The 23,870-nt window shown below is 64.0% G+C and carries 26 protein-coding genes, 1 tRNA gene and 1 pseudogene; 18 read left to right on the top strand and 10 right to left on the bottom strand.

Annotation, left to right across the window (positions count from 1 at the left end):
- Positions 1-79 precede the first annotated feature (79 nt).
- The 4 genes from GH660_RS08605 to guaB all read right to left on the bottom strand — a co-directional run bounded on the left by GH660_RS08605 (position 80) and on the right by guaB (position 4,799).
- Positions 80-1,363, bottom strand: a complete 1,284-nt coding sequence (locus GH660_RS08605; RefSeq protein ID WP_153146261.1) for a site-specific integrase — start codon at positions 1,361-1,363, stop codon at positions 80-82.
- 222 nt (positions 1,364-1,585) lie between these two features.
- Positions 1,586-3,151 (bottom strand): glutamine-hydrolyzing GMP synthase, encoded by a 1,566-nt coding sequence (gene guaA, locus GH660_RS08600; protein ID WP_153146260.1) that lies wholly within the window; start codon positions 3,149-3,151, stop codon positions 1,586-1,588.
- Between the two features lie 57 nt (positions 3,152-3,208).
- Positions 3,209-3,331, bottom strand: coding sequence for a hypothetical protein (locus GH660_RS18130; protein ID WP_255478805.1), 123 nt, complete (start codon positions 3,329-3,331; stop codon positions 3,209-3,211).
- Between the two features lie 4 nt (positions 3,332-3,335).
- A complete protein-coding gene (guaB, locus tag GH660_RS08595; protein WP_153146259.1) occupies positions 3,336-4,799 on the bottom strand; it encodes an IMP dehydrogenase in 1,464 nt (487 codons plus the stop codon).
- A 62-nt stretch (positions 4,800-4,861) separates the two neighbouring features.
- Between guaB and GH660_RS08590 the strand changes: the two genes are divergently transcribed.
- Positions 4,862-5,341 carry a DUF4124 domain-containing protein gene (locus GH660_RS08590; RefSeq protein WP_194266269.1) on the top strand — a complete coding sequence of 160 codons (480 nt, stop codon included), beginning with the start codon at positions 4,862-4,864 and terminating at the stop codon, positions 5,339-5,341.
- 16 nt (positions 5,342-5,357) lie between these two features.
- Here GH660_RS08590 and GH660_RS08585 read toward each other — a convergent pair whose 3' ends face one another.
- Positions 5,358-5,684, bottom strand: coding sequence for an RnfH family protein (locus GH660_RS08585; RefSeq protein ID WP_153146257.1), 327 nt, complete (start codon positions 5,682-5,684; stop codon positions 5,358-5,360).
- The gene (locus GH660_RS08580) at positions 5,677-6,120 is read right to left on the bottom strand and encodes a type II toxin-antitoxin system RatA family toxin (protein ID WP_153146256.1); all 444 of its coding nucleotides are present in this window, start codon (positions 6,118-6,120) and stop codon (positions 5,677-5,679) included. The genes GH660_RS08585 and GH660_RS08580 overlap by 8 nt, the downstream gene beginning before the upstream one ends.
- Positions 6,121-6,179: 59 nt before the next feature.
- Between GH660_RS08580 and smpB the strand changes: the two genes are divergently transcribed.
- Both smpB and GH660_RS08570 read left to right on the top strand, forming a co-directional pair.
- A complete protein-coding gene (smpB, locus tag GH660_RS08575) occupies positions 6,180-6,629 on the top strand; it encodes an SsrA-binding protein SmpB (protein WP_153146255.1) in 450 nt (149 codons plus the stop codon).
- Position 6,630: 1 nt separating this feature from the next.
- Complete coding sequence (locus GH660_RS08570; RefSeq protein ID WP_368666111.1) at positions 6,631-7,257, top strand: trimeric intracellular cation channel family protein; 627 nt, start codon at positions 6,631-6,633, stop codon at positions 7,255-7,257.
- Between the two features lie 10 nt (positions 7,258-7,267).
- On the opposite strand, the gene GH660_RS08565 is transcribed toward GH660_RS08570, so the two are convergent.
- The gene (locus GH660_RS08565) at positions 7,268-7,852 is read right to left on the bottom strand and encodes an SCO family protein (protein WP_153146254.1); all 585 of its coding nucleotides are present in this window, start codon (positions 7,850-7,852) and stop codon (positions 7,268-7,270) included.
- A 121-nt stretch (positions 7,853-7,973) separates the two neighbouring features.
- Here GH660_RS08565 and coxB point away from each other — a divergent pair, with 121 nt between their 5' ends.
- Genes coxB through GH660_RS08545 form a run of 5 tightly spaced genes read left to right on the top strand, consistent with a single transcriptional unit; the run spans position 7,974 to position 12,371 of the window.
- Positions 7,974-9,146: a cytochrome c oxidase subunit II gene (gene coxB, locus GH660_RS08560; RefSeq protein WP_153146253.1), complete on the top strand. Its 1,173-nt coding sequence runs from the start codon at positions 7,974-7,976 to the stop codon at positions 9,144-9,146.
- A 10-nt stretch (positions 9,147-9,156) separates the two neighbouring features.
- A complete protein-coding gene (gene ctaD, locus GH660_RS08555; protein WP_153146252.1) occupies positions 9,157-10,752 on the top strand; it encodes a cytochrome c oxidase subunit I in 1,596 nt (531 codons plus the stop codon).
- A gap of 14 nt (positions 10,753-10,766) precedes the next feature.
- Positions 10,767-10,889 (top strand): hypothetical protein, encoded by a 123-nt coding sequence (locus GH660_RS18125; RefSeq protein WP_255478804.1) that lies wholly within the window; start codon positions 10,767-10,769, stop codon positions 10,887-10,889.
- Between the two features lie 4 nt (positions 10,890-10,893).
- Positions 10,894-11,502, top strand: a complete 609-nt coding sequence (locus GH660_RS08550; protein WP_153146251.1) for a cytochrome c oxidase assembly protein — start codon at positions 10,894-10,896, stop codon at positions 11,500-11,502.
- Positions 11,499-12,371 (top strand): cytochrome c oxidase subunit 3, encoded by an 873-nt coding sequence (locus GH660_RS08545; protein ID WP_153146250.1) that lies wholly within the window; start codon positions 11,499-11,501, stop codon positions 12,369-12,371. The genes GH660_RS08550 and GH660_RS08545 overlap by 4 nt, the downstream gene beginning before the upstream one ends.
- Here the strand turns inward: GH660_RS08545 and GH660_RS08540 are convergent.
- Positions 12,359-12,559 (bottom strand): twin transmembrane helix small protein, encoded by a 201-nt coding sequence (locus GH660_RS08540; protein WP_153146249.1) that lies wholly within the window; start codon positions 12,557-12,559, stop codon positions 12,359-12,361. The genes GH660_RS08545 and GH660_RS08540 overlap by 13 nt on opposite strands.
- Here GH660_RS08540 and GH660_RS08535 point away from each other — a divergent pair.
- From GH660_RS08535 to GH660_RS08520, 4 genes and pseudogenes are all read left to right on the top strand, one after another.
- Complete coding sequence (locus GH660_RS08535; protein ID WP_228276419.1) at positions 12,522-13,325, top strand: SURF1 family protein; 804 nt, start codon at positions 12,522-12,524, stop codon at positions 13,323-13,325. The two genes, GH660_RS08540 and GH660_RS08535, sit on opposite strands and share 38 nt — an antisense overlap.
- Positions 13,322-13,915: a hypothetical protein gene (locus tag GH660_RS08530; RefSeq protein ID WP_153146248.1), complete on the top strand. Its 594-nt coding sequence runs from the start codon at positions 13,322-13,324 to the stop codon at positions 13,913-13,915. The genes GH660_RS08535 and GH660_RS08530 overlap by 4 nt, the downstream gene beginning before the upstream one ends.
- A gap of 10 nt (positions 13,916-13,925) precedes the next feature.
- Positions 13,926-14,822: a heme o synthase gene (gene cyoE / locus GH660_RS08525; protein ID WP_153146247.1), complete on the top strand. Its 897-nt coding sequence runs from the start codon at positions 13,926-13,928 to the stop codon at positions 14,820-14,822.
- A 13-nt stretch (positions 14,823-14,835) separates the two neighbouring features.
- Positions 14,836-15,732, top strand: a pseudogene (locus GH660_RS08520) (heme A synthase); the annotation flags it as partial.
- Positions 15,733-15,866: 134 nt separating this feature from the next.
- Here the strand turns inward: GH660_RS08520 and GH660_RS08515 are convergent.
- A tRNA-Asp gene (locus GH660_RS08515) sits at positions 15,867-15,943 on the bottom strand.
- Positions 15,944-16,071: 128 nt separating this feature from the next.
- On the opposite strand from GH660_RS08515, the gene menD reads away from it, so the two are divergent.
- The 6 genes from menD to GH660_RS08485 all read left to right on the top strand — a co-directional run bounded on the left by menD (position 16,072) and on the right by GH660_RS08485 (position 22,987).
- The gene (gene menD / locus GH660_RS08510) at positions 16,072-17,679 is read left to right on the top strand and encodes a 2-succinyl-5-enolpyruvyl-6-hydroxy-3-cyclohexene-1-carboxylic-acid synthase (RefSeq protein WP_194266268.1); all 1,608 of its coding nucleotides are present in this window, start codon (positions 16,072-16,074) and stop codon (positions 17,677-17,679) included.
- A gap of 67 nt (positions 17,680-17,746) precedes the next feature.
- Positions 17,747-18,049 carry a type II toxin-antitoxin system HigB family toxin gene (locus GH660_RS08505; RefSeq protein WP_153146245.1) on the top strand — a complete coding sequence of 101 codons (303 nt, stop codon included), beginning with the start codon at positions 17,747-17,749 and terminating at the stop codon, positions 18,047-18,049.
- 2 nt (positions 18,050-18,051) lie between these two features.
- Positions 18,052-18,483 (top strand): type II toxin-antitoxin system HigA family antitoxin, encoded by a 432-nt coding sequence (locus GH660_RS08500; RefSeq protein ID WP_153146244.1) that lies wholly within the window; start codon positions 18,052-18,054, stop codon positions 18,481-18,483.
- A 39-nt stretch (positions 18,484-18,522) separates the two neighbouring features.
- Positions 18,523-19,353: a DUF3883 domain-containing protein gene (locus GH660_RS08495; protein WP_153146243.1), complete on the top strand. Its 831-nt coding sequence runs from the start codon at positions 18,523-18,525 to the stop codon at positions 19,351-19,353.
- Positions 19,354-19,436: 83 nt separating this feature from the next.
- A complete protein-coding gene (gene mutS, locus GH660_RS08490) occupies positions 19,437-22,025 on the top strand; it encodes a DNA mismatch repair protein MutS (RefSeq protein WP_153146242.1) in 2,589 nt (862 codons plus the stop codon).
- A complete protein-coding gene (locus GH660_RS08485) occupies positions 22,022-22,987 on the top strand; it encodes a metallophosphoesterase (RefSeq protein WP_153146241.1) in 966 nt (321 codons plus the stop codon). Before mutS ends, GH660_RS08485 begins: the two co-directional genes overlap by 4 nt.
- Here GH660_RS08485 and GH660_RS08480 read toward each other — a convergent pair.
- Entirely contained in the window at positions 22,981-23,484 is a 504-nt protein-coding gene (locus GH660_RS08480; RefSeq protein ID WP_228276418.1) for a peptidylprolyl isomerase, read from the bottom strand. The genes GH660_RS08485 and GH660_RS08480 overlap by 7 nt on opposite strands.
- Positions 23,485-23,870 lie beyond the last annotated feature (386 nt).

The raw sequence follows: 23,870 nt of genomic DNA, 5'->3' as shown, positions 1-23,870 counted from the left end.
TATGGCAAGTTTAGACCACTATGCCAATATGATCCTCGGCACGCCCCATCAGATAACCATCAAACGGCAACTGATATCGTTAAGCAACGCTGGCGGCACCGCGTCTAATGGGCACCACGCTCGCGCTATTCTTGATCCAGGCATCCAACATGTCAGCCCAGGCCTGAAGCATTGCTCGGCGCTGCTCGGCGTACTCAGCCTTGTTGTAGATAGCACGTACACCGCGCTGTTCATGTGCAAGGCACTTCTCGATCCAGTCGCTGTTAAAGCCTGCCTCATGCAGTAGCGTGCTGGCCGTGCGGCGCAAATCATGCACGGTGAAGGGCTCAAAGTCCTCGCCCCGATCATGGACCACTTTCACGGTGGCGTCGATCACCCGGTTCAGCGTGGCCGAGCTGATAGGCAACTCGGTCTCGTACCGTCCCGGATGCAGGTACGAACTGGCACTGAAGCAAGTTTTGAAGGCCACCAGAATATCGAGCGCCTGCTGGCTCAGGTACACGTTGTGCGGGCGCCCTGCCTTCATACGGTCCTTCGGGATCGTCCAGATTGCCGTCTCGAAGTTCACCTCGTCCCATTTAGCCTCGATGAACTCGGTCTTGCGCACCAGTGTCAGCAACATGAACTTGACCGCTAGGCGCAACGTGGACATCGTCGCTGTGTGCTCAAGCGCGTTGAAAAAGGTATGAATCTCGGCTGGCGTCAGCGCTCTGTCGCGAGCTTTGAATGTGGCAATGGCACTGGGTCGAATCGACGCGGCGGGATTATCGATCTTCAATCCGCGAGCCTGAATGAATCGAAATACCTGCAACACGATCTCGCGAGCGTGGACGGCCGGCGCTGCCGCGCCACGCTCTTTGATCTTCTCGCATCTGGCCATCAGACGTACCGGGGTAATTTCTTCCAGTTTCAGACGGCCAAACTCATCTGCCAGGTTGCGATCATAGACCGACTTACGCATGGCCTTTGTGGACTCGGCCAGATCAGCCTCCGCGAAGTACTTTTCTGCCCAACTACCAAACGTGAGCGCGTCAGCAGCTTCGGTCCGCTTCTCAACCTTGGAACGTGAGGGGCTCTCGCCCTGCTCGACGGATCGGTGCGCCCGTGTCATCAATAGGCGCGCCTCTGCCAGAGACACGGACATGCCATAGTCCAACTCGTCCAGTTCGCGCGGCTTCTTGGCGCCGACCGTCGGGTCGTACTTGCCTATCACCAGGGTCTCGCGGCGTCCATTCACCCGGTAGTCAAACCGAAAACTGACAACCCCAGTCCGCGTAACAGCGGCATAGAGCCCCTGCTGGTCAACAACCTTGTAAATCTTCCCAGTGGGCTTCAACGCCCTTAATTGCATGTCAGTGAGCATCTGATCCTCCGTAAACTGATACCGTCAACCGATACCGTCAACGCAGTTGACGGTATCAACTTGGGTCGTTCAAGGACCAGATCTCGATACCGTCAGCAATACCGACACTTTAGTCGGGCTTTACTAGAACGGCGTGAGACGCCATGAGACGCTAACTGGTTGTTATAGCGGGTAAATTGCAGAAAATCCGGACGGCGTGAGACGACTTGAAAGGATGATATTTTATTCCCACTCGATGGTCGCCGGCGGCTTGCCGGAAATGTCGTAGACCACCCGGTTGATGCCGCGCACCTCGTTGATGATGCGGTTCGACACCTTGCCGAGCAGGCTGTGCGGCAGCTCGGCCCAGTGCGCGGTCATGAAATCCTGGGTCTGCACGGCGCGCAGGGCGACCACGAATTCGTAGGTGCGGCCGTCGCCCATCACGCCGACGCTACGGACCGGCAGGAAGACGGCGAAGGCCTGGCTGGTCTTGTCGTACCAGTCGGCCGCGCGCAGTTCGTCGATGAAGATGGCGTCGGCGCGGCGCAGCAGGTCGGCATATTCCTTCTTCACCTCGCCGAGGATGCGCACCCCGAGGCCGGGACCAGGGAAGGGATGGCGATAGACCATTTCGTGCGGCAGGCCGAGGGCGATGCCGAGCTCGCGGACTTCGTCCTTGAACAGCTCGCGCAGCGGTTCGAGCAGCTTCAGGCTCAGCGTTTCCGGCAGACCGCCGACGTTGTGGTGGCTCTTGATCGCGTGCGCCTTGCCGGTCTTGGCGCCGGCCGACTCGATGACATCCGGGTAAATTGTTCCTTGCGCCAGCCACCTGGCGTTGGGCAATCTGGCCGCCTCGGCCTGGAAGACCTCGACGAATTCGCGGCCGATGATCTTGCGCTTGGCTTCCGGGTCGGAAACGCCCTTCAGATGGCCCATGAACTGCTCGCTGGCATCGACATGGACGACCCTGACGCCTAGGTTGCGGGCGAAGGTCTGCATGACCTGCTCGCCCTCGTTGAGGCGCAACAGGCCGTTGTCGACGAAGACGCAGGTCAGCTGCTCGCCGATCGCCTTGTGCAGCAGCGCCGCGACGACCGAGGAATCGACGCCGCCCGACAGGCCGAGGATGACCTCGTCGCTGCCGACCTGGGCACGCACCCTGGCGATCGCCTCGTTAACGTAGTCCGGCATGTTCCAGTCGTGGCCGCAACCACAGATTTCGTGCACGAAGCGGGCGATCATCGCCTTGCCCTGGATGGTGTGGGTCACCTCCGGGTGGAACTGGACGGCGTAGAAGCCGCGCGCCTCGTCGGCCATCGCCGCCACCGGGCAGGATTCGCTGCTGCCGATGACCTTGAAGCCGGCCGGCAGTTCGGTGACCTTGTCGCCGTGGCTCATCCACACTTCGAGCAGGCCGTGGCCTTCAGCGTTGGTCCGGTCCTGGATGCCCTTGAACAGCCGGGAATGGCCGCGGGCCCGCACCTCGGCGAAACCGAACTCGCGCTTGCCCGAACTTTCGACCTTGCCGCCCAGCTGCTGCGCCATGGTCTGCATGCCGTAGCAGATGCCGAGCACCGGGACGCCCAGTTCGAACACCGCCGGCGGCGCCTTCCAGTCGAGCGACTCGTAGACCGAATTCGGGCCGCCCGAGAGGATGATGCCATTCGGCTTGAAGTCGCGGATGAAGTCGTCGGAAACGTCGAACGGGTGCAGTTCGCAATAGACCTGCTGCTCGCGGACGCGGCGGGCGATCAGCTGGGTGACCTGGGAACCGAAATCGAGAATGAGGATTTTCTGGTGGGACATGGTGGAATGTACCGGTTCAGCGATAAAAGAAAAAAGTGCCGGAAAATCCGGCACCTGTCAGAGATCGAACTTGCTGGCGCCCATCCGGTCGAGATAGAGCAGCAGCTGGGAAAAGGCGATGACACCGCCGATGCCGACGACAACGACGAGCACCTTGAGCCAGATTGGCCACTTGCTCATCGCGTTATTCGACGTGGTAGTTCGGCGCTTCCTTGGTGATCTGAACGTCATGAACGTGCGATTCGCGCACGCCGGCTGACGTAATCTCCACGAAAGTGGCGCGCTCGTGCATTTCGGCGATCGTCGCACAGCCCAGGTAGCCCATCGAGGAGCGCACGCCGCCCATCAACTGGTGAATCACGGCCAGCACCGAGCCCTTGTAGGGAACCCGCCCCTCGATGCCTTCCGGAACGAACTTGTCGACATTGGCCGTGGCTTCCTGGAAATAACGGTCGGACGACCCCGCCTGCATGGCGCCGAGCGACCCCATGCCGCGGTACGACTTGTAGGAGCGCCCCTGGAACAGTTCGACTTCGCCCGGCGCTTCCTCGGTACCGGCGAACAGGCCGCCGAGCATGACGGTGTCGGCACCGGCGGCGATCGCCTTGGCAATGTCGCCGGAGTAGCGGATGCCGCCGTCGGCGATCATCGGCACGCCGCTGCCCTTGAGGGATTCGGAAACGTTCTGGATGGCCGTGATCTGCGGCACGCCGACGCCGGCGACGATACGCGTGGTGCAGATGGAACCGGGGCCGATGCCGACCTTGACCGCGTCGGCGCCACTGTCGACCAGTGCGCGGGCCGCATCGGGCGTCGCGATGTTGCCGCCGATGACTTCGATCTGCGGAAAATTCTTCTTGACCCAGTTGACGCGGTCGAGGACGCCCTGCGAGTGGCCATGCGCCGTATCGACGACGATGACGTCGACGCCGGCCTCGGCCAGCAAGGCGACGCGCTCCTCGGTTCCCGCGCCGACGCCGACCGCGGCGCCGGCACGCAGGCGACCTGAAGCGTCCTTGTTCGCCAGCGGGTGCTCGGTCGATTTGAGAATATCCTTGACGGTGATCAGGCCGCGCATGCGGAAGTCATCGTCGACAACCAGCACGCGCTCCAGGCGGTGCTTGCGGATCAGTTCCTGGGCATCCTCGACGCTGGCGCCCTCCTTCACAGTCACCAGGCGCTTGCGCGGCGTCATGATGGCCTTGACCGGCTGGTCGAGATTGGTTTCGAAGCGCAGGTCGCGGTTGGTGACGATGCCGACGACCTTGCCCGCCCTGTCGATCACCGGCAGGCCGGAAATCTTGTACTGGCGGGTGATCTCGATCACGTCACGCACCGTCATCGACGGCGAAACCGTGATCGGGTCCTTCAGGATGCCGGACTCGAAACGCTTGACCTTGGCCACTTCGGCGGCCTGCTGCTTCGGCGACAGGTTCTTGTGGATGATGCCGATGCCGCCTTCCTGGGCCAGTGCGATGGCGAGACGGCCTTCCGTCACGGTATCCATTGCCGCGGAGAGCAGCGGCAGGTTCAGGGTGATGTTGCGCGTCAGCCGGGTGGACAGACTGACATCGCGCGGCAAAATCTGGGAATGGGCGGGGACGAGCAGGACGTCGTCAAAAGTTAGGGCTTTTTGCAGAATGCGCATGGCCTTTGATCCAAGGTCACAAAAACGTATTATACAGAAATCGAACAAAACTCTGGATGACCATGAAAAACGCCTTGGTTTTTGCCCTCGGAATCGCGTTGACCGCAACCGTCGTGACCAGCCATGCCCAGACCTACCAGTGGCGCGACAGCAACGGCCGACTGGTGATTTCCGACCGGCCGCCCCCGCCCGGCATTCGCGAAGTGCGCAAGATGGACACCTCGCCCGCGCCGGCACCAGCGGCCGCAAGCGGCGCGGCGCAGGAAAGCGCGCCGCGGACGACCGCGGAAAGGGAAATGGATTTCAGGAAGCGTCAGCAGGAAGCCCGTGAACGGAGCGAGCGCGAGGCCAAGGATGCCGCCGCCACGGCCCAGAAGCGGGAAGCCTGCGAACGCGCGCGCCAGCAATTGGCGATCCTCGAATCGGGCAACCACCGGATGGTCGTGCCCGACGGCAAGGGCGGCGAGGTGTTCGTCGAGGGCGAAGTCAAGGAACAGGAGATGGAACGCGCCCGGCAGGTGATCGCCGAGTCCTGCAAGTAATAAAGGGCGACCCTTTCTACGCCTCGGAGGCGTCGGCATCGCCGGCGCCTTTTTTCATGACCTTGCCCTCGGCCGCGCGCTGCTTGCGCACTTCCTTGGGATCGGCGATCAGCGGCCGGTAGATTTCGACGCGATCGCCTTCGCGCAGCGGGCTGTCGAGCTTGGACAGCTTGGCGAAGATGCCGAACTTGTTCTTCTTGAGATCGATTTCCCGATGCTTCTCAAGAATGCCCGAGGCCTCCAGGGCTTGCTGCAGGGTCGCGCCAGCCGGCAGCTTGACGGGAACCAGCAGCTGCTTCTCGGGCAGGGCGTAGCAGACTTCGACATTCAGCATTTCAGCCATTGCTTTCTCCATAGACCTGCGCGGCACGGCGCACGAAGGCATCGACGAAGGTATTCGCGATGTGGCTGAAGACCGGACCGATGACCTTCTCGAAAACCTTGCTGGAAAACTCGTAGTGCAGCTGGAACTCGATCTTGCACGCATGCTCGGCCAGCGCCCGGAAATGCCAGGAGCCTTCGAGACGACGGAAAGGTCCATCGACCAGGAGAATCTTCATGGCGCCGGGAAATTCCTTGTCGTTCTCGGTGGTGAAGCAGGATTTGACGCTGTGATAGTTGATGTGCAGCGTCGCCACCGTGCGTTGCGCATCGCGATACTTGACCTCGGTCTGGCTGCACCACGGCAGGAAGGCCGGGTAGTCCTCGCAACGATCCACCAGCTCGAACATGCGTCCGGCGGATTGCCCGATCAGTACGGATTTTTCGACCAGTGCCATGCGTCGAGAGGGTTCCTGAATCCTGTAGAATGCGCGATTTTAAAGGATCACCCGGCGGCATGAGCATCACGGTCAACAAAAAAGCCTTTCACGACTTCTCCGTCGAGGAGAAGTACGAGGCTGGCATTGCCCTCGAAGGATGGGAGGTCAAGGCCATCCGCGCCGGCCGGATGAACATCAAGGAATCCTACGTCATCATCCGGAATGGTGAGATATTCCTGATCGGCATGCACATCACTCCGCTGGCGACCGCCTCGACCCACGTCAACCCCGACCCGACCCGTACCCGCAAGCTTTTGCTGCACGACCGGGAGATCATGAAGCTGATCGGCAAGGTGGAACGCGCCGGCTACACCCTCGTCCCGCTCGACCTGCATTACACGCGCGGCCGCATCAAGCTCGAGGTCGGCCTGGCCAAGGGCAAGAAGCAGCACGACAAGCGCAGCGACGCGCAGGAGAAGGATGCGAAGCGCGAAGCCCAGCGCGCGATGAAGGAACGTCTGCACTGAGGTGAGCATCGACACCCTGCTCTACTGGGTCGGCATGGCCGCGGTGGCGGTCAACGCACTGACCGGCGTCCTCGATTCCGGCCGCAAGCAGATGGACCTGATCGGCGCCCTGCTGGTCGGCGTGGCGACGGCGCTGGGCGGCGGCACCATCCGCGACCTGCTGCTCGACCGCAACATCTTCTGGGTGGTCGACCAGGCCTATCTGATGACGGCGCTGGGCGCCGGCCTCGCCACGTTTTTCGTCGCCCGCTCGCTGCCGGTGCCGCCGAAGCTGTTCCTGATCCCGGATGCCATCGGGCTGGCGCTATTCACCATTCTCGGCACCCAGATCGCCCTGCAATGGCATGTGCCGTGGCTGGCCGCCAGCCTGATGGGCGTCATCACCGGCGTGGTCGGCGGCGTCCTGCGCGACATCCTGTGCAACGACGTGCCGCTTGTCTTCCTGCAGGGGGAGCTTTACGCGACAGCGGCCTGGATCGGTGCGCTGTCGCTGATCGGCCTGCAGGAAATCGGCATCCCGCCGGTCGCCGCGGCCTGGGCCGGCATGGCCATCGTGCTCGGCCTGCGCCTGCTGGCCATGCGCTTCCACATCACCCTGCCCGCCTTCGGGCAACAGAAGCCGTCCTGATTCGGCACGCTCAACGCCCGGCCAGCAACTGGCCGACGTCGGCGACGATGTCGTCGACGCTGGCGGTATCCCTGACGTAAAGGCGCAGGCGCCCGGCCGGATCGTATATATAGGCACCGGCCGAGTGGTCGAGCACGTAGCCGAGGTCGCTGTCGACAGTTTTGCGGGCGCTGAAGATGCGGAACGCCTCGGTCACCTTCCGGGTTTCGTCGGCATCGCCGCGCAGGCCGAGAAACGACTGGTGGAACCAAGGGACGAAATCCTTCAGGCGCGCCGCGCTGTCGCGCTCCGGATCGAGCGTGACGAACAACACCTGCACCTTATCCGCCGCCGGCCCCAGCGCTTTCATCACCGCCGCCAGGCGCGCCAGCATCGTCGGGCAGATATCGGGACACGACGTATAGCCGAAGAACAGGATCACCACGCGGCCGCGAAAATTCGCAAGCGCGCGCCGCTGCCCGTTGTGGTCGCTCAGTTCCAGTTCAGTGGCGAAGGTGGCGCCGGTCAGGTCGGTGTTGCGGAACGCGACCGGCGGCCGCTCGCAGGAGGCCAGCAGCAGCCAGCAGGAATACGCGAGAAACAGGCGGCGATCCATCGCGAAATTTTCTGAACTATTTCCGGACGACCGATTCTGATGGCAAAGATCAGTTCTCACAAGGGGAGGGAACGGGATGAAAAGACCTGCGCCAGACAGTCGACCCGCCGGAAACACGGCGATGAATCTCCTCCGCAGAATTTTGCGACACCCCCTTGGCTGTCTCGCCCTGGCGCTGCTCCCCAATCTTGCCGGTGCCGCCTACAACTTCAATTTCCCGGAACCGGTCACGCCGATCGCGCGGGAAACCCTCCACATCCACAACGAGTTCATGCTTATCATCACCATCCTGTTCGTGGTGGTGTTCGCGATCATGATCTACTCGATGATCAAGCACCGGAAGAGCGTCGGCCACCAGGCCGCCAGCTTCACCGGCCCGCGCAGCGCACTGCAATGGTTGTGGGTGCTGATTCCCTTCGCCATCCTGCTCTTCATCGACTTCGTGCTGATGGGCATTCCCGCAGTCAAGGCCATCATCACGATGGAGGACACCAAGACACGTGCCGACATGGTGCTCAAGGTGACCGGCATGCAGTGGAAATGGCAGTACGAATACCCGGAGGCGGGTGTCAGGTTCATCAGCACACTGGCGACGCCGCGCGACCAGATCGCCAACGCCGAAGCCAAGGGCGAACACTACCTGCTGGAAGTGGACAAGCCGGTGGTTCTCCCGGTCGGCAAGAAGGTCCGCATCCTGCTGACGTCGACGGATGTCATCCACACCTGGTGGGTACCGCAGTTCGGCGTCAAGCGCGACACCATTCCGGGCTTCCTGCGCGAAACCTGGGTCAACATCGAAAAACCAGGGATCTATCGCGGCCAGTGCGCCGAGTTGTGCGGCAAGGATCACGGCTTCATGCCGGTGGTCGTGCACGCCGTGCCGGAAGCGGAATACCTGGCCTGGCTTGAGGCCCGGAAAGCCGAGGCCCAGGCCGCCGCCGGCAGCAGCGACCGGACGTGGAGCAAGGATGAATTGATCGCCGAAGGCAAGACGGTCTACGAGAAGCAGTGCGCCGCCTGTCACCAGAACGAAGGTCAGGGCCTGCCCCCCGCCTTCCCGGCGCTGGCCGGCAGCAAGATCGTCAACGGGCCGCTGCTCGACATGAACGGCAAAGCGGCAAAGGACGGCCACGTGGATCGCGTGTTCAACGGCAAGGCCGGCACGGCGATGCAGGCGTTCCGCAATTCGCTGTCGGATGTCGAGCTGGCGGCGGTGATCACCTACGAACGCAACAGTTTCGGCAACAAGATGGGCGACATGATCCAGCCTGCCCAGATCAAGGCCCTGCGCTAGGAGGACGGACATGAGCATTGCCACTACCCATCCCGCCGAAGCACCCCACGAACACTATCCGTCCGGCCTGCTGCGCTGGCTGACGACGACCAACCACAAGGACATCGGCACGATGTACATGACGTTCGCGCTGGTCATGTTCTTCGTCGGCGGCATCATGATCCTCGCCGTGCGCGCCGAACTCTTCCAGCCCGGCCTGCAACTCATGCGGCCGGAGTTTTTCAACCAGCTGATCGGCGTGCACGCGCTGGTGATGATCTTCGCGGCGCTGATGCCGGCCGCCACCGGCTTCGCCAACTGGATGATCCCGCTCATGATCGGCGCCCCCGACATGGCCCTGCCCCGGCTCAACAACTGGGGCTTCTGGCTGCTGCCGCCGGCCGCCATCCTGCTCACCCTGCCCTTCACGCTGGCCCTGTTCGGCATCGGCGACGGCGCCATCGCCACCGGCTGGACCTTCTACGCGCCGCTCTCGGTGCAGGGCGGCATGGGGGTCGATTTCGCCATTCTCGCCGTGCATATCCTGGGCATCTCGTCGATCATGGGCTCGATCAACATCATCGTCACCATCTTCAACATGCGGGCGCCGGGCATGACCATGATGAAGCTTCCGCTCTTCGCCTGGGGTTGGCTGATCACCGCCTTCCTGCTGATCGCCACGCTGCCGGTGCTGGCCGGCGCGGTGACCATGCTGCTCACCGACCGCCATTTCGGCACGCATTTCTTCAATGCAGCCGGCGGTGGCGACCCCATTCTCTTCCAGCATCTGTTCTGGTTCTTCGGGCACCCCGAGGTGTATATCCTGCTGTTGCCGGTGTGGGGGCTGATGCCGCACGTGCTGTCCACCTTCTCGCACAAACCGGTCTATGGCTACACGGCGCAGGTCTATGCCTTCATCGCCATCGGCGTGCTCTCGGTGGTGGTATGGGCGCACCATTTCTTCACCGCCGGCATGCCGGTGCCGGCGCTGATCTACTTCATGTTCAGCACCATGGCCATCTCGCTACCGCTGGCCGTACTCTTTTTCTGCTGGATCGCCACCATGTGGAAGGGGGCGATGAGCTTCGAGACGCCGATGCTGTTCGCCGTCGGCTTCATCGTCCTCTTCGGGATCGCCGGGCTGACCGGGCTGATCCTCGCCGACGTGGCGGCCGACGCCCAGTACCACCACAGCTACTTCGTCGTCGCCCACTTCCATTACGCGCTGTTCGCCGGCGGCATCATGGGGGTGATGACCGGCGTTTATTACTGGCTGCCGAAATGGACCGGCCACATGTACAACGAGAAGCTGGGCAAGCTGCATTTCTGGCTGACCGTCGTGTCCTTCAACCTGACCTTCATGCCGCAGTTCTTCCTCGGCCTGGCCGGCATGCCACGGCGCATCCCCGACTACGCACTGCAGTTCGCGGAGTTCAACGCCATCTCGACGGTCGGCGCCTTCATCCTGGGCTTCAGTCAGCTGATCTTCGCCTGGAACGTCTGGTCCTGCGTGCGCGGCGGCGCCAAGGCCGACGGCCGGGTCTGGGAAGGGGCCGACGGGCTGGAATGGGAACTGTCGTCGCCCCCGCCGCACCATAGCTGGGAAGTTCAGCCGCAGATCAAATAGCCCCGGAGGCGCCCATGGAACAACCGTTCGACAGCGAAGACCTGGCAAAACGCCGAACCGCTTCCCGCCGGCTCGGCTGGCTGATCGCCGCCATCGCCCTGCTGCTTTACGTGGCCGGCCTGTTCATCAAGCGTTGAAGCCATGGAACAGGCTCACCCGGCACCGCAGGACAATGCGCGACTGATACGCCGCCTGCTTCTGCTGGTAGCCGCGGCATTCGTCTTCGCCTTCGCCATGGTGCCGCTCTACAACGTGCTGTGCGAAGTCACCGGCTTCAACGGCAAGACCGGCGCCCCGGGGCCGGCGCGCGACGGCTTCTCGGTCGGCGGCCTGAAGGCCGGCACGGCGCCGGCCATGGTCGTAGACGTCACGCGCACGGTCCGCGTCGAATTCACCGGCACCGTGATGCCGGGGCTGCCGTGGGACATGCGCCCCCTCACCCTGAGCCTCGACATTCATCCGGGCGAACTGCAGCAGGTCAGCTACCTGGTGCGCAACACCTCGGACCGCGAGGTGACCGGGCAGGCCGTTCCCAGCGTGACGCCCGGCCAGGCCGCCCAGCATTTCGACAAGATCGAATGCTTCTGCTTTTCGCAGCAGACGCTGGGACCCGGCGAAGCGCGCGAGATGCCGCTCGCTTTTATCGTCAAACCGGAGGTCGACCGCGACATCGCCCACATCACGCTGTCCTACGCCTTTTTCAGCATCGACGGCCAGCGCCAGACGCTGACCGCCCGGGAGGTCCAATGAAAACCAGTGCTGCCCATGGCGCGCCCCGCGACCACTATTTCGTTCCCCAGCCCAGCCTCTACCCGGTCATCCTGTCCGGCGGAATGTTCCTGCTGGCGCTCGGCTTCATCCAGTCGATCAATGGTTTCCTGCTCGGGCGCTGGGTCATGCTCGGCGGCTTCGCGGTCATTCTCTACGTGCTTTTCGGCTGGTTCGGCAAGGTCATCGGCGAATCGCAGAGCGGCGCCTACCGCGACTGGGAAGACCGCTCCTTCCGTTACGGCATGATCTGGTTCATCGCCACCGAAGTCATGTTCTTTGCCGCCTTCTTCGGCGCCCTGTTCTACGTGCGGATAATCTCGGTTCCCGTGCTCGGCGGCATGGCAGAAACCCACGGCACCAGCCTGTGGCCGGATTTCAGCGGCACCTGGCCGACCAGCGGGCCGAAGGGCACGCCCTTCACGCCGATGGGCGCGTGGGGCATCCCGGCGCTCAACACCGCCCTGCTGCTCAGCTCCGGCGCGACGGTCACCTGGGCGCACTGGGCGCTGCTGCGCGGCAGGCGGACACAGCTCAATCTCGGGCTGGCCGCCACGATCCTGCTCGGCGCGACCTTCCTCGGCTTCCAGGCCTGGGAATACCACCACGCCTACAGCGAACTCGGCTTGACCATGGGTGCCGGCGTCTACGGCGCCACCTTCTTCATGCTCACCGGCTTCCACGGCTTCCACGTCACGCTCGGCACGGTGATGCTGCTGGTCATCCTGCTGCGCTGCCTGAGCGGCCATTTCACCGCCGAGCGCCATTTCGCCTTCGAGGGCGTCGCCTGGTACTGGCACTTCGTCGACGTGGTGTGGCTGATCCTCTTCGTGTTCGTCTACTGGCTGTAGCCGGGAATGAACCCGAAACGGAATCCGATCAACAGCAGGAGGAAAAGAAGGATGGACAATCCGATGCGCCAAGTCAGCAACTTCGCTGTGCGCACGCCGCTGCCCCGGTCGCGGTAGAGAAAGAAGAGCCCGGAAAACAGGCTGACCACGATGGCCAACAAGAGCAGCACCACCAGCAACCTGATCATCGGCGAACCTCCCGAGCGACTTGTCGCTCGCCAGTATGCGCGCCGGACCGCGGCACCGGCAAGGAGCAGCCGGCGGCAGGTGGCGCTGCTCGGCGGCTTGCTGCTGGCCGTGCTGCTGCCCGCCTTCATGTCGCTGGGGCTGTGGCAATGGCGCAAGGCCGAAGCCAAAACGAGCATGCAACTGGAACTCGACCAGCGCAGCGGCGACGCGCCGGTCGCGATGCCGACCGCTCCCGCCGATGGCGAGTCGCTGCGCTACCGGCGGATCGTCCTGCGCGGCACCTACGATGCGCCGCGCCAGGTCCTGATCGACAACCGCACGTACCGCGAACAGGCCGGCTACCATGTGATCACCCCGTTGCGCCTCGAAGGCTCGACGATGCACGTTCTGGTCAATCGCGGCTGGCTGCCGGCCGCCGCCGATCACCGCATTCTTCCAGTCGCCGATGCACCGGCCGGAACGGTCGAAGTGACGGGTATCGCCGTCGTTCCCGGGCAACGCTTCTTCAACCTCGCCGCGCAGCCGGCGAACGGCTGGGAACCGGTCTGGCAAAACCTCGACCTCGAACGATTCCGCCAGACCTTGCCCTACCCGCTGCAGCCCGTCGTCGTCCAGCTCGATGCGACGGCGCCCGGCGGCTACCTGCGTGACTGGCCGCGCCCCGACGAACGCGCCGACCGTCACCGCAGCTACGCCCTGCAGTGGTTCGGCTTCGCCGTCGCCAGCCTCGGCATCTGGGCCTATTTCCTGGTGCGCCGGCCATGACCACCGCCCACACCCTGCCCGCGCCGCGCCCCCGCAACGGCCTCACCATGCTGGCGCTGGTCGCCGGCCTGCTCGCGCTGCCCTTCGCGGTCGCCGCCGGCCTTTACCTTTTCGGCTGGCAGCCGGCGCGCACCGCCAATCACGGCCAATTGGTCGATCCCCCGCGCCCGCTGCCGGCCAGCGGCCTGCTGACACCCGAGGGACAGGCGCTGGCGACGGCGGACCTGGGCGGCAAATGGCTGTTGCTGTTGAATGGCAGCGGTCCCTGCGACGCCGGCTGCGGCGACCGGGTCGACGAGATGCGCCGCATCCAGGTTGCGCTCAACAAGGACATGGGTCGCCTGCGCCGCGTCGTCCTCAGCGACCATCCGAACGATGCCGCCCTGGCGACCGCCCGCAGCCTTCAACCCGATCTGGTCATCGCCACGGTGCCGGACGGCTGGCTCACCGGCGCAACCGGTACTGCCGGCTACCGCCTGCACATCGTCGACCCGCAGGGCCGGCGGATCATGGATTACCCCCCCGAGGTCGCCGCCAGGGACGTGCGCGCCGACCTCGAACGCCTGCTCAAATTCGCCTGGACCGGTTAGGAGACCACAAATGCAAACCGTTGCCGCATCCACGCTATCCCTCGGCCAGCGTCTTACCGCTTTCACGCATCTGTGCAAGCCGCGGGTGAACAGCCTGATCGTGTTTACCGCGATGATCGGCATGTTTCTCGCGACCCCGGGTTTTCCGCCGCTGCTGCGCTTCCTGGTCGCCTCGCTCGGCATCGCCCTAGTCTCCTTCGCCGCCGCCGCCCTCAATTGCCTGGTCGAACGCACCGTCGACGCCAAGATGGCGCGAACCAGCTGGCGCGCCACGGCGCGCGGCGACATATCGGCGCTGGAAACCGTCACCCTGGCGACCCTTCTCGGCGCCGCCGGCCTCTGGCTGCTGCACACCTTCATCAACGACCTGACGATGTGGCTTACGCTGGCCACCTTCGTCGGCTATACCGTCATCTACACGCTGATCCTGAAGCCGGCGACGCCGATGAACATCGTCATCGGCGGCGCTTCCGGGGCCATGCCGCCGCTGCTGGGGTGGACGGCGATGACAGGGCAGATTTCGGCCGAGCCGCTGGTGCTCTTCCTGATCATCTTCCTGTGGACGCCGCCGCATTTCTGGTCGCTGGCCTGCTACCGGCGCGACGACTATTCGCGCTCCGGCCTGCCGATGCTGCCGGTCACCCACGGCATTCCCTTCACCTGCCAGCACATCCTCTGGTACACCGTGATGCTGGCCGCCGCCAGCCTGATTCCGGTCTCGCTGGGCATGAGCGGCAACTTCTACCTGGCCGCCATCGCCCTGCTCGACCTTGTCTTCCTGGGCCTTGCCGTTGCGCTCTGCCGCACCTACAGCGACGCCCTGGCCCGCCGCACCTTCCGCTACTCGATCCTCTACCTGACCCTGCTCTTCGCCGCCCTGTTCGCCGACCGCCTGATCGCCTTCTAAGCGCTCCGCAAAAATGCGCCTCTACCGCCGCCTGCTGCTCGCCGCCACCGTACTGGCGTTCGCCGTCATCGCGCTGGGCGCCTACGTGCGACTCTCAGACGCCGGCCTCGGCTGCCCCGACTGGCCCGGCTGCTACGGCCACTGGCTGGGCGTTCCCGACGAAATGCACGAGCAGCTGGCGGCACAGGCGGCTTATCCGGCACGCCCGGTCGAAACCGCCAAGGCATGGAAGGAAATGATCCATCGCTATTTCGCCGGCACGCTCGGCCTGCTGATCCTGGCCATCTGCGCGCTCGCCTGGCGTCCGGCATGCCGCGAACGACAGTCACCCGCCCTGCCGACCGCGCTGCTCGGGGTCGTCGCCCTGCAGGGGGCGCTCGGCATGTGGACCGTCACCCTGCTGCTCAAGCCACTGATCGTCACCCTCCACCTGCTCGGCGGCATGACCACCCTGGCCCTGCTCATCGCCATGGCTTTCCGCGACCGCTTTCTCGCGCCGTCCGCCTGCGAGGCCGGTGCAGGGTTGCGCCTGCCGGCGGCCGGCGCCCTGCTCGTCGTCATCGGCCAGATCGCCCTCGGCGGCTGGGTCAGCAGCAACTACGCGGCGCTCGCCTGCCCGGATTTTCCCCTGTGCCAGGGGCAGTGGCAGCCTGCCGCGGATTTCGCGCAGGCGTTCACCCTGCGGCGCGAGCTCGGTTTCGACGGGGATGGCGGACTGCTCTCCGGCGCTGCCCTGACCGCAATCCACTGGAGCCACCGCCTGGGCGCGCTGGCGGTTCTTTTCGCGGTCGGTACGCTGGGGCTGGGCCTAGTCCGCAGCCATGACGGTCACTGGCGCGCCTGGGGCATCGCGTTGCTCGGGCTGCTGCTGCTCCAGATCGGGCTGGGTATCGCCAACGTCCTGCTGGCGCTGCCGCTGGCACTCGCCGTCGCCCACAACCTCGGCGCCGCCTGCCTGCTGAGCGCGACGCTGGCGCTCAATATCCAGCTCCACAAAGCAAAAAGCCCTGGCCGTCCATCGACGATCAAGGGCTTTGCCGTAGCTGGCGGAGTGGACGGGACTCGAACCCGCGACCCCCGGCGTGACAGGCCGGTATTCTAACCAACTGAACTACCACTCCGCGGTCGGTCGCCCCGAGGGAACGGGGCGACGCAGAACGGCGCGGACTATAGCACAGTGCGCGCAATTCCGTCCGGCATGGCGTTCGCTTGCCACTACAATCCGGTGTTTCGTTCGCAATCGGCAAAAATGATCGACACCGGCACACTCAATTTCGTCTGGTCGCAGGCGCTTGTCGCCGGCTTTGTCGCCGCCGGGGCAGGACATGCGGTGATCTCTCCCGGTTCGCGGTCGACGCCGCTGGCGCTCGCCATGCTGCGCCAGCCCGGCCTGCAATGCACGGTTGCGGTCGACGAGCGCAGCGCGGCATTTTTCGCCCTCGGCGTCGCCAAGGCAAGCCGCCGCCCTGTGCTGCTGCTGGCAACCTCCGGCACGGCACCAGCCAACTGGCTGCCCGCCATTATCGAAACCAGCCAGGCCGGCGTGCCGCTGATCGCGATTTCCGCCGACCGACCGCCGGAACTCCAGAATTGTGGCGCTAACCAGACCATCGACCAGGTCGGTCTGTTCGGCAGCCACGTGCGCGCCAGCCATCCGCTGGAGGCGCCGCACCCCGGTTTCGATCCCTGCTGGCTGCACCGGCTGGCGGCCCGCGTCGCCGAACAGGCAAACTGGCCGTACCCCGGGCCGGTGCATGTGAACCAGCCCTTTCGCGAGCCGCTGCTGCCCGCTGGCGAGGTGCCTGCACCGGTGCTGCCGGCAGGCATTGCCTTCGCCCATTCCGAACTGCCGGCCGACCCGACTGCGATCGCCCGGCTGGCCGAATCCATCGGCGGCCGCCCGGGTTTGATCGTCTGCGGCGAGTTGCCGGCGAAAAACGGCCTCTTTTCGGCGTTGACCGCGCTGGCCGAGCACCTGGCCTGTCCGATCCTCGCCGAACCCCTGTCCGGCCTGCGCTTCGGTCCTCACCCGCGGCACCGGCTGCTGACTCGTTACAACGCCTGGCTCGCCGACCGCGAATTCGCCGCCAGCCATCGTCCCGACTGGATCCTGCGCTTCGGCGCTTTCCCGGTAACCCGCAATCTGCAGAACTTCGTCGCCGCCGCGCCTATCCAGGCACTGGTCGATCCCTGGCCGCGCCATAGCGACCCGATGCACCGCCTGACCCACCTGTTGCGCGCCCAACCGCTGGCCGCCTGCCAGGCCCTGCTCGCCGCCCGGCCGCAACCCTGCCCGGGCGGATGGCACGACGCGCTGGTCGAACGCGACGCACAACCACCGGATATGGGCGACGCCTGGCACATCCCTGTGCTGGTCGACGCAATTCCGGAGGCCAGCGCGCTGTTCATCGGCAACTCGCTGGCCATCCGCCAGTTCGACACGCATTCCGGCAGCGCCAGGCGCACCATCCACTGCTACGGCAACCGGGGCGCCAGCGGCATCGACGGCAACATCTCGACGGCGCTCGGCCTGGGCGAAATCCACGGCCGCATCGTCGCGCTGCTCGGCGACCTGACCTGCCAGCACGACCTCGGTGGCCTCGCCCTGGCCACCGGACGCGACGCCGTGATCGTTGCGGTCAACAACCACGGCGGCGGCATTTTCGACCACCTGCCACAAGCCGCCCTGCCGGAATTCGAACGCGGCTGGCGCACGCCGCAGCAGATCAGCTTTGAACACGCGGCCGCCGCCTTCGGCCTGAGCTACGCGCGCGCCGACAATGCCGCGGCATTCCGGCAATGCCTCCAGCAGGCCATCGCCGCCGCCGGCCCGCATCTGCTCGAAGTTCAGGCTTAGCAGGAAGCGATGATGGCCATTACAAAAACAATCAACAAATTTATATCAAATTGATATACTTATTGGCATGCACATCATTTCACTGAAGATGTTGAGGGAGTTCTGGGAGAAACACCCAGAGGCTGAGCAAGTGCTGAAGGACTGGCATTCAGTTCTGGAGAAATCCACCGCCAAAGATTTCAACGAACTGAAGAACACATTCAACTCGGCCGACTATGTCCCTCCCTACACGGTGTTTGATGTGGGCGGTAACAACTATCGAGTGATTGTCGTCGTGCATTACAAGTTCAAGAAGGTCTATGTCCGCGAAGTGATGACGCATCGGGAATACGACAACTGGAACAAGCGATACAGAAAAGGAAAGGTGTAATCATGCAAGCCACACAAAGCCGTTTTGACATCCGTGCTATCCAGACTACCTGGGCCAAGTTCGATGCCATGGCTCATATTCGTCCGATCCATGACGAAGCTGACTATGACCGCATGGTTGCCCTCATGAATGACCTGCTCGAAGTGGTTGGCGACGATGAGGACCACAAGCTGGCTGGCCTTCTGGAGCTTGTCGGCGATCTGGTTTCCAACTACGAGCGCGAACACCTCGCCATCGAAGCTTCCGAGCCGAAAGATGCCCTGCGCTTCCTGATCGAGGCCAAGGGCCTGAAACAGGAAGACCTTTCGGGTATCGTCGCACAAGGCAACCTGTCCAATATCCTTGCCGGTCGCCGCAAAATATCTGCAACGCTGGCCGGAAAGCTTGGCGAATTCTTTGGCGTCAGCCCCGCGCTGTTCATTCCCAAGGTTTGACCGTCTGCGTCGCCACCCACCTACGAGGTCTCGAAACCCATGGAATGGAGCCAAGCAGAAGTTGAAGCTACGGTCGCCGACTATCTGCACATGCTATTCATGGAGCTGTCAGGACAAAGCTACAACAAGTCGGCTCACCGAAAGCAACTGCTGGGCAGGCTGAACGACAGGTCGGAAGGCGCAATTGAGCGCAAGCACCAGAACATCAGCGCCATTCTTCTGGAGAATGGCTGGCCCTACATCAACGGCTACAAACCCTTGGGCAACTATCAGGGCATGCTCAGGAAGATTGTCGAAACGCGACTGCGCAACGACCGACTGCTCGACGAAGCCGCGATCCAGGCAACCGTTTCACCGGCCACGACGCCCCTGCTGCAAGACTATGCGAAAACGCTGGTCAATCCCCCGGAACGGCATTGGGTGGCGAGAGAAGCAACCGCCGTTTATCGGCTGCCGCAGCAACGGGACTACCTTGAACGGGAAGCGCGCAACATCTCGCTGGGGCATGCCGGAGAAGTGTTCGTAGTCAACTTCGAACATCTGCGGTTACGCGCCCATGGCCAACCCAAGCTGGCCGACAAAGTCGAGCATGTTTCTCGGAGCCGGGGCGATGGTCTCGGTTTCGATGTGCTTTCATTCGACACCGATGGCTGCGAGAGATTCATCGAGGTAAAAACGACAGCGTTTGGCAAGGAAACTCCTTTCTTCATTAGCCAGAACGAAGTCAGTTTTGCCAAGGAAAACGCAGCGCAGTTCCATCTCTACCGGCTATTCGATTTCCGCCGCAGTCCCCGACTGTTCGACCTTCCCGGCGTAGTCGATCAACACTGCAATATGAGTCCGACCAACTACATCTGCCGGTTTGCTTGACATGCCCCGATCGAAGCCGCTTGGCTTCGGCCTCTCCGCCCGAGCACTGCTAGAATTCGTCCCTTTTGGCCGCCCTGAAACCGATGAGCAAGTCTGCCGACAACCCCAAGCACACTCCGATGATGGTTCAATACCTCGGGCTGAAAGCGCAGCATCCCGGCACCCTGCTTTTTTACCGGATGGGCGATTTCTACGAGCTGTTCTACGAGGATGCCGAGAAGGCGGCGCGGCTGCTGGACATCACGTTGACCACGCGCGGGCAGTCGGCCGGGGTGCCGATCAAGATGGCCGGCGTGCCCTTCCATTCGCTGGAGCCCTACCTGGCGCGGCTGGTCAAGCTGGGCGAGTCGGCCGTGATCTGCGAGCAGATCGGCGACCCGGCGACCAGCAAGGGGCCGGTCGAGCGCGCGGTGTCGCGCATCGTCACGCCGGGCACGCTGACCGACGCGGCGCTGATCGACGACAAGCAGGATCTCTGGCTGCTCGCCGTGACGACGCTGCGCAACACGGCCGGCATCGCCCGCCTCAACCTCGCCAGCGGCGAATTCATCCTGATCGAGGTGCCGGCCGAGCAGATTCCGGCGACGCTGGAGCGCATCCGCCCGGCGGAAATCCTCTATCCGGAAAGCTGGACGCCCAATTTCGGCGCGGGTAACGCAAATTCGGCCGCCTGCACCCGCCAGCCGGACTGGTATTTCGACTTCGATTCGGCCCGGCGCCTGCTCTGCGACCAGTTCGAGGTCGCCTCGCTGGCCGGTTTCGGCGCCGAGGGCCTGAAACCGGCGATTGCCGCTGCCGGCGCGCTGCTGCAGTACGCGCAGGCGACGCAAACGGGCAAGTTGCCGCATCTGCGCGGGTTGACCGTGGAAATCGAGGGCGCCTACCTGGGCCTCGACCTCGCCACCCGGCGCAACCTGGAATTGACCGAAACGCTGCGCGGCCAGCCGTCGCCGACCCTCTTCTCGCTTCTCGACAACTGCGTCACCAGCATGGGCTCGCGCCTGTTGCGCCACACGCTGCACCATCCGCTGCGCGACCGGGCGATTCCGGCCGCCCGCCACGGCGCCGTCGAGGCGCTGCTCGACGATTACGGTCGACTGGCCGGCGAAGCCAGAAAAGCCTTGCGCGGCATCGCCGACATCGAGCGCATCGCCGGCCGCATCGCCTTGCGCAACGCTCGCCCGCGCGACCTCACCAGCCTGCGCGAATCTCTGGCCCGGCTGCCGGAACTGCGCGCGCCGCTGGCCGGCACGACATCCAACCTGCTGACGCAGGCCTTCGCCGAACTCGACACCCCGGCCACGGCGCTCGACCTGCTGGTACGCGCCATCGCCGCCGAACCGGGGGCGCAGGTACGCGACGGCGGCGTCATCGCGCCGGGCTTCGACGCCGATCTCGACGAACTCAGGTCGCTCAACGACAACTGCGGCGCCTTCCTGGTCGACATGGAAATCCGCGAGCGCGAGCGCACCGGCATCGCCAGCCTCAAGGTCGAGTACAACAAGGTGCATGGCTTCTACATCGAGGTCACGCACGCCAATGTCGACAAAATTCCCGACGACTACCGCCGCCGCCAGACGCTGAAGAACGCCGAGCGCTACATCACGCCGGAGCTGAAGGCCTTCGAGGACAAGGCGCTGTCGGCGCAGGAACGCTCGCTGGCGCGCGAGAAGCTGCTCTACGAGCAAATCCTCGACGCCCTGCTGCCGGCCGTGCCGACGCTGCAGACCATCGCCCGTGCCGTCGCCCAGCTCGACCTGCTGGCCGGCTTCGCCGAGTCCGCCTTGAAGCGCAACTGGTGCAAGCCGGAATTTGCCCCCGAAACGCAGTTGACCGTGGCCAGCGGCCGCCATCCGGTGGTCGAGAACGAACTGGCGCAGAGCGCCGAAACCTTCATCGCCAACGACTGCCTGCTCGCCGACGAGCGCCGCCTGCTGCTGATCACCGGCCCGAACATGGGCGGCAAATCGACCTACATGCGCCAGGTGGCGCTGATCGCCCTTCTCGCCCACATCGGCAGCTACGTGCCTGCCGACCGCTGCGTGCTCGGGCCGCTCGACCGCATCTTCACCCGCATCGGCGCCTCCGACGACCTCGCTTCCGGCCGGTCGACCTTCATGGTCGAGATGACCGAAGCGGCGGCCATCCTGCACCATGCGACGGCGCAAAGTCTCGTGTTGATGGACGAGATCGGCCGCGGCACCTCGACCTTCGACGGCATGGCCCTGGCCTTCGCCATCCTCCGTCACCTGATCGAAAAGAACCGCAGCCTGACGCTGTTCGCCACGCATTACTTCGAGCTGACGCGGCTCTCGCACGAATATCCGGAGCTCGCCAACGTCCATCTCGGCGCTGTCGAGCACAACGACCGCATCGTTTTCATGCACGCGGTCGAGGAAGGCCCGGCCAACCAGAGCTACGGCATCCAGGTTGCGGCGCTGGCGGGGATTCCCGGCGCCGTGGTGCGCGCGGCGCGCAAGCAGTTGCGCGAATTCGAGCAGCGCGCCGCGGTCGATCCGCTGCAACCCGACCTGTTCGCCCAGGGCGCCTCCGAACCGGCCGAGCCCGAGCCGCATCCGGCCATCGAGCGCCTGGCCGCCCTCGACCCGGACAGCCTGACCCCGCGCGAGGCGCTTGATGCCCTCTACGCGCTAAAGGGACTGTTGCGTTGAAGGATGCCCTGGCACGTGCTGCGGTCAACGGCATTTTTGCCCTGAAAATCGTGTTGACCGTAACACTCGCCGGCTGGGGCTCGCTGGCCGCCGGCGAAACCTGGCGTTTCGCGGTGATCGGCGACACCCCCTACTCGGACAGCCAGCGGCGCGAGCTGCCGCGCATGCTTGATGCCATCGCCGAACACCATGTCGACTTCATCGTCCACATCGGGGACATCAAGAACGGCCAGAGCCGCTGCGACGACGCGGTGTTCATCGACCGCCAAAAGCTCTTCGACGCCACCCCGCAGCCGTTCATCTTCGTTCCCGGCGACAACGAGTGGACTGATTGCCGGCGCGTGTCGAACGGCGCCTACGATCCGCTCGAACGGCTGGATTACCTGCGCACGCTGTTCTGGCTGCAGCCGAAGTCGCTCGGCCGCAAAGCCATCGCGCTGGAACGCCAGGCCGGCGCCTACCGCGAGCACTCGCGCTTTCGTCTCGGCCCGGTGTTGTTCGTCACCCTCAACCTCCCGGGCGACGACAACAACTACGGCAGGCGCGACGAACCGCGGCCGGAATTCACGGAGCGCAACCCGGCCGTGCTCGCCTGGCTGACCGACAGTTTCGCCCTCGCCCGGCGCGAGCACCTGGCGGGAATCGTCCTGATGTTCCAAGCCAACCCCGGCTTCAGGAATTTCTCAGAGGGGCTGCCGCATCGCGGCTTCCGGGAATTTCTCGAAACCCTGCGCCGGGAAACCCTGCGCTTTCCCGGGCAGGTCGTCGCGGTTCATGGCGACTCCCACATCAGCCGCATCGATCAGCCGTTGCGCGATGGCAACGGGAAAAGGATCGGGAATTTCACGCGCGTCGAAACCCACGGCTACCCGCAGATGGGATGGACGCGCGGGATCTTCGATACCGATTCACCCACGCTGTTCAGGTTCGAAACCCACCCCTGGCCGCCGGCCGCTCAGTGATGGTGCTCGTCGCCTTCGTCGCCGGCATGGACATGGCCATGCTCGAGTTCCTCGGCGCTGGCCGGGCGAATCGCCGTCACCGTGCAGGTGAAGATCAGCGCCATGCCTGACAGCGGGTGGTTGCCGTCGAGGACCACCTTGTCGTCGGCGATCTCGGTCACGCGGTAGATGATGAAATCCTCGTCGTCGCCGCCTTCTTCCGGCCCGCCCTCGAACTGCATGCCGACCTGGAGTTCCTTGGGGAAATCCTTGCGCGGCTCGACCTGGACCAGTTGCGCATCGTAGTCGCCGAAAGCCTCGTCCGGCTGCAGCTTGACCTGCACCGACTCGCCGATCTTCTTGCCCTGCAGGGCCTCTTCGATCTTCGGGAAGATGTCCTCGTAGCCGCCGTGCAGGTAAACGAGCGGCTCGCGGCCTTCGTCCACCACCTCGCCATCCGGGTCGGTCACATGGTAGTCGAGGGTGATGACGGTATTCTTGGCAACCTGCATGTTCATATCTGGAGTTCCTGGTATTGGTCGGCATTCCCGGCGCATCGTGAGTGCATTTGGGCGCGCCAGTCAAGGTTTGGTGCCCGGACGGACGGGAAGATTCTACCATCTGCGAATTGCGACACCGAACTGAAGCGGAGCACTTAGCCTGCCACAGGAAACATCGCGAGAAATCCTCGCCGGAGAATGTTAAAGTTCGGCGTCATCAATCTTGTTCTTGGTTACTTTTACAGCAATTGCCGGATCCCCATGAGGGCCGTTGGCCGTTTAGTTCTGGCCAGGCAAATGCTGTCTGGCAAACGAACCCGCTAAGAAATTGACCCCGGTGCGGAACCCGCTCGCTGTTCGTTTGGACAAACCGTGAATTCTGCTAGTCATCATCGGCCGCCACA

This window comes from Dechloromonas sp. H13, from assembly GCF_009469615.1.
Classification (GTDB): Bacteria; Pseudomonadota; Gammaproteobacteria; order Burkholderiales; family Rhodocyclaceae; genus Azonexus.
Note: the sequence above shows the minus strand (reverse complement) of the source record. Positions and strands in the feature narration are given on the sequence as shown.